The sequence below is a fragment of the Roseateles sp. P5_B10 genome, assembly GCF_056400485.1.
Window position 1 is genome coordinate 1 of sequence record NZ_JBFULE010000595.1, and the last position, 3,359, is coordinate 3,359.

Genomic DNA, 3,359 nt, shown 5'->3' on the forward strand with positions numbered 1-3,359 from the left:
GATCAGCACCGCCAGCGCCAGCAGGATGCCCAGCGTCATCGTCACAGCAGGCTCCTGGCGTGCTCGCGGGTGCGGGCGTCCAGCGCCAGCAGCGCCTCGATGCTGGCGCAATCGCCCGGCTGGATGTCGGCCAGACACTGCGAGTTGATCGCGTGGATCCGGTCAAAGCGCAGGAGGCCGCTCAGGAAGGCATCCACCGCCACTTCATTGGCCGCATTCAGCACCGTGGTGCTGCCTTCCGGCGCGCGCAGGGCCTGCCAGGACAGGTGCAAGCCGGGGAAGCGCACGGCGTCGGCCTCCTCGAAGGTGAGGTTGGGCGTCGTCAGCAAGTCCAGGCGGCTGGCACCAGACGTGATGCGCTCGGGGAAGGACAGGCCGTAGGCGATGGGCACGCGCATGTCGGGCGTGCCGAGCTGGGCCAGCACCGACTGGTCCCGGCAGACCACCATCGAATGGATGATGCTCTGCGGGTGAATCAGCACTTTGATCTGTTCGGGCGTGAGGTTGAACAGCCAGCGCGCCTCGATGACCTCCAGCGCCTTGTTCATCATCGTCGCCGAGTCGACCGAGATCTTGCGGCCCATGACCCAGTTGGGATGGGCGCAGGCCTGAGCCGGCGTCACATCGGCCAACGTCTTCGGGTCGCGGCTGCGGAAGGGGCCGCCGGAGGCTGTCAACACGATGTGGTCGATGCGTTCATGCCAGGCTGCGCGGTCCTCGGGCAGGCACTGGAAGATGGCCGAGTGCTCGCTGTCGATGGGCAGCAGCGTGGCTCCGCCCTCTTCCACCGCCTGCATGAAGAGGGCCCCGCCGACGACGATGGCCTCCTTGTTGGCCAGCAGCAGGCGCTTGCCGGCGCGCGCCGCGGCGAGGGCCGGCGCGAGGCCGGCGGCGCCGACGATGGCAGCCATGACGGTATCAACTTCGGGATGGGCGGCAATGTCGGCCAGCGCCTGAGCGCCGTCCAGCACCTCGGTACGGCTGCCGGCTTCACGCAGGCGCTCGCGCAGGCGGCCAGCAGCGTCCCGCTCGGGCATGACGGCGAAACGCGGCTTCCACACCAGGCATTGGGCGAGCAACTCGTCAACTCGGCTCATCGCGCTCAACGCAACGACTTCATAGCGCTCTGGGTGGCGTGAGAGGACATCCAGCGTGTTGACGCCGATGGAGCCGGTCGAGCCGAGGACGCAGACGCGTTGGCGACGGTTCATAAGCTGATCAAGGCAAGCGCGAGAGGGAAGACTGGAAGCAGCGCGTCGATGCGGTCCAGCACCCCGCCATGGCCCGGCAGCAGATTGCTGCTGTCCTTGGCGCCGGTGGCGCGCTTGACGAGGGATTCGAACAGATCGCCGACGACACTCATCGCGCCGAGGAAGACCAGAGCCAGCAACGACACCCAGCCATGGCGCTGGACCAGCAGCGTGTAGAGACTGGGCGAATCCACGGCCAGTTTCACGTCGATGACATGCACCCAGACGAAGCCGAGCAGGATGACGCCGGCCAGGCCACTCCAGACGCCCTCCCAGCTCTTGCCCGGGCTGATGCTGGGCGCCAGCTTGCGCTTGCCGAAGGTGCGGCCACCGAAATAGGCGGCGATGTCGGCCATCCAGACGAGGCAGAACACCGACAGGATGAAATTGACGCCATGCACCTTGGCCTGCACGATGGCCAGCCAGGCACCCCACAGCAGCACGGCGCCCAGGGCCAGCCGCGCGCCGCGCGCGATGCGCGGCCAGCCGCTCGGGCCGGCGCGCAAGGCATAGGCGCCGCCCAGCACCCACAGGAGGCTGGCCAGCGACCAGATCCAGGCCGGCGGCGCGTTCAGGCCACCGAGCAGCAGCGTCCATACGCAGGCCAGCGCCAGCGCCACACCGCCGGCGATCGCACCGGTGCCGGGCAGGCCGTTGAGCCGCGTCCATTCCCAGCCGGCCGCGCCCATCATGACGACCGTGACCCAGGCAAAGGGCCAGGGCGAAGCCTGGAAGAGCACCGGCAGCAGGACGGCCAGCAGCACGACGGCGGTGATGACGCGGGTCTTAAGCATTACGCCTCCTTCAAGGCATTGCCGAGGCGACTGCCGTGGATCCGGCTTTGCTGGGCCACTGGCAGTGCCCCCTTGAGGGGGCCGGCGAAGCCGGTACGGGGTGGGCTCATACCACCTCTTTGACACCGCCRAAGCGGCGATCGCGTTCGTGGAAGGCCGCAATGGCCGCGTCCAGCTCACGCTCGCCGAACTCGGGCCACAGGCAGTCCGAGAACACGAATTCGGTATACGCCGCCTGCCAGAGCAGGAAGTTGCTGATGCGCACCTCACCGCCGGTGCGGATGAAGAGGTCGGGGTCGGGCGCATAGCTCATGGCCATGAACTCCGACAGCTTGGCTTCGGTCAGCTCGTCAGGCTGCACACCCGCCTTGATCGCGGCCTTGCAGGCCTGCACGATGTCCCAGCGGCCGCCGTAATTGAAGGCGACATTGAGCGTCAGCTTGGTGTTGTGCAGGGTGCTGGTCTCGGCCTCGTTCCAGGCGTTGCGCAGCTTGTCGGACACCGCGTCGCGGTCGCCGACGATGCGGATGCGCACGCCCATCGCGCCCATCTTGGCCAGGTAGCGGCTCACCGCAGCCAGCACCAGGCCCATCAGGCCCGAGACCTCGTCGCTCGGACGCTTCCAGTTCTCGCTGGAGAAGGCGAAGACGGTGACGTATTCGATATCGCGGTCGATGCAGGCCTGGACGACCTTGACGAGGCTGTCCACGCCGGCTTTGTGGCCGAAGAAGCGCGGCAGGAAGCGCTTCTTGGCCCAGCGGCCATTGCCATCCATGACGATGGCCACATGGCGCGGTGGCGCCGGGCGGTCTTGCGCCATGAGCACGGCGCTCAAACCGCCAGGATCTCGGCTTCCTTGCCCGAGATCAGCTTGTCGATCTCCGAGATCACCCGGTCGGTGAGCTTTTGCACTTCATCGAGGCTGCGACGCTCATCGTCCTCGCCGATTTCCTTGTCCTTGAGCATCTTCTTGGCATGCTCGTTGGCGTCACGGCGCAGGTTGCGAACGGCCACCTTGGCGTCCTCGCCGGCGTTGCGCACGACCTTGGTCAGGTCACGGCGGCGCTCTTCGGTCAGCGGCGGCATCGGCACGCGGATCAGGTCGCCCTGGGACGCCGGGTTCAGGCCCAGATCGCTCTCGCGGATGGCCTTCTCGATCTTGGCGCCCATGCCCTTTTCCCAGGGCTGGACGGAAATGGTGCGCGCGTCCAGCAACGTCACGTTGGCCACCTGCGAGATCGGCACCATGGCGCCGTAGTAGTCGACGCTGACCTGGTCGAGGATGCCGGGGTGGGCACGGCCAGTGCGGATCTTG

At 67.3% G+C, this 3,359-nt stretch carries 4 protein-coding genes; all 4 read right to left on the reverse strand.

From position 1 onward, the window contains the following. Positions 1-41: 41 nt before the first annotated feature. The gene (gene ispC / locus AC1DU6_RS24450; RefSeq protein ID WP_477860240.1) at positions 42-1,211 is read right to left on the reverse strand and encodes a 1-deoxy-D-xylulose-5-phosphate reductoisomerase; all 1,170 of its coding nucleotides are present in this window, start codon (positions 1,209-1,211) and stop codon (positions 42-44) included. Further along, complete coding sequence (locus AC1DU6_RS24455; protein WP_477860241.1) at positions 1,208-2,044, reverse strand: phosphatidate cytidylyltransferase; 837 nt, start codon at positions 2,042-2,044, stop codon at positions 1,208-1,210. Before AC1DU6_RS24455 ends, ispC begins: the two co-directional genes overlap by 4 nt. A 106-nt stretch (positions 2,045-2,150) precedes the next feature. Then, complete coding sequence (uppS, locus tag AC1DU6_RS24460) at positions 2,151-2,864, reverse strand: polyprenyl diphosphate synthase (RefSeq protein WP_477860244.1); 714 nt, start codon at positions 2,862-2,864, stop codon at positions 2,151-2,153. Positions 2,865-2,875: 11 nt separating this feature from the next. Then, positions 2,876-3,359, reverse strand: a 484-nt coding sequence (gene frr / locus AC1DU6_RS24465; RefSeq protein WP_477860242.1) for a ribosome recycling factor, incomplete at its 5' end; no start/stop codon positions are given.

Coding starts and splice junctions, on each gene's coding strand:
- ispC (WP_477860240.1), bottom strand. CDS start 1,211: ATGAACCGTCGCCAACGCGTCTGCGTCCTCGGCTCGACCGGCTCCATC.
- AC1DU6_RS24455 (WP_477860241.1), bottom strand. CDS start 2,044: ATGCTTAAGACCCGCGTCATCACCGCCGTCGTGCTGCTGGCCGTCCTG.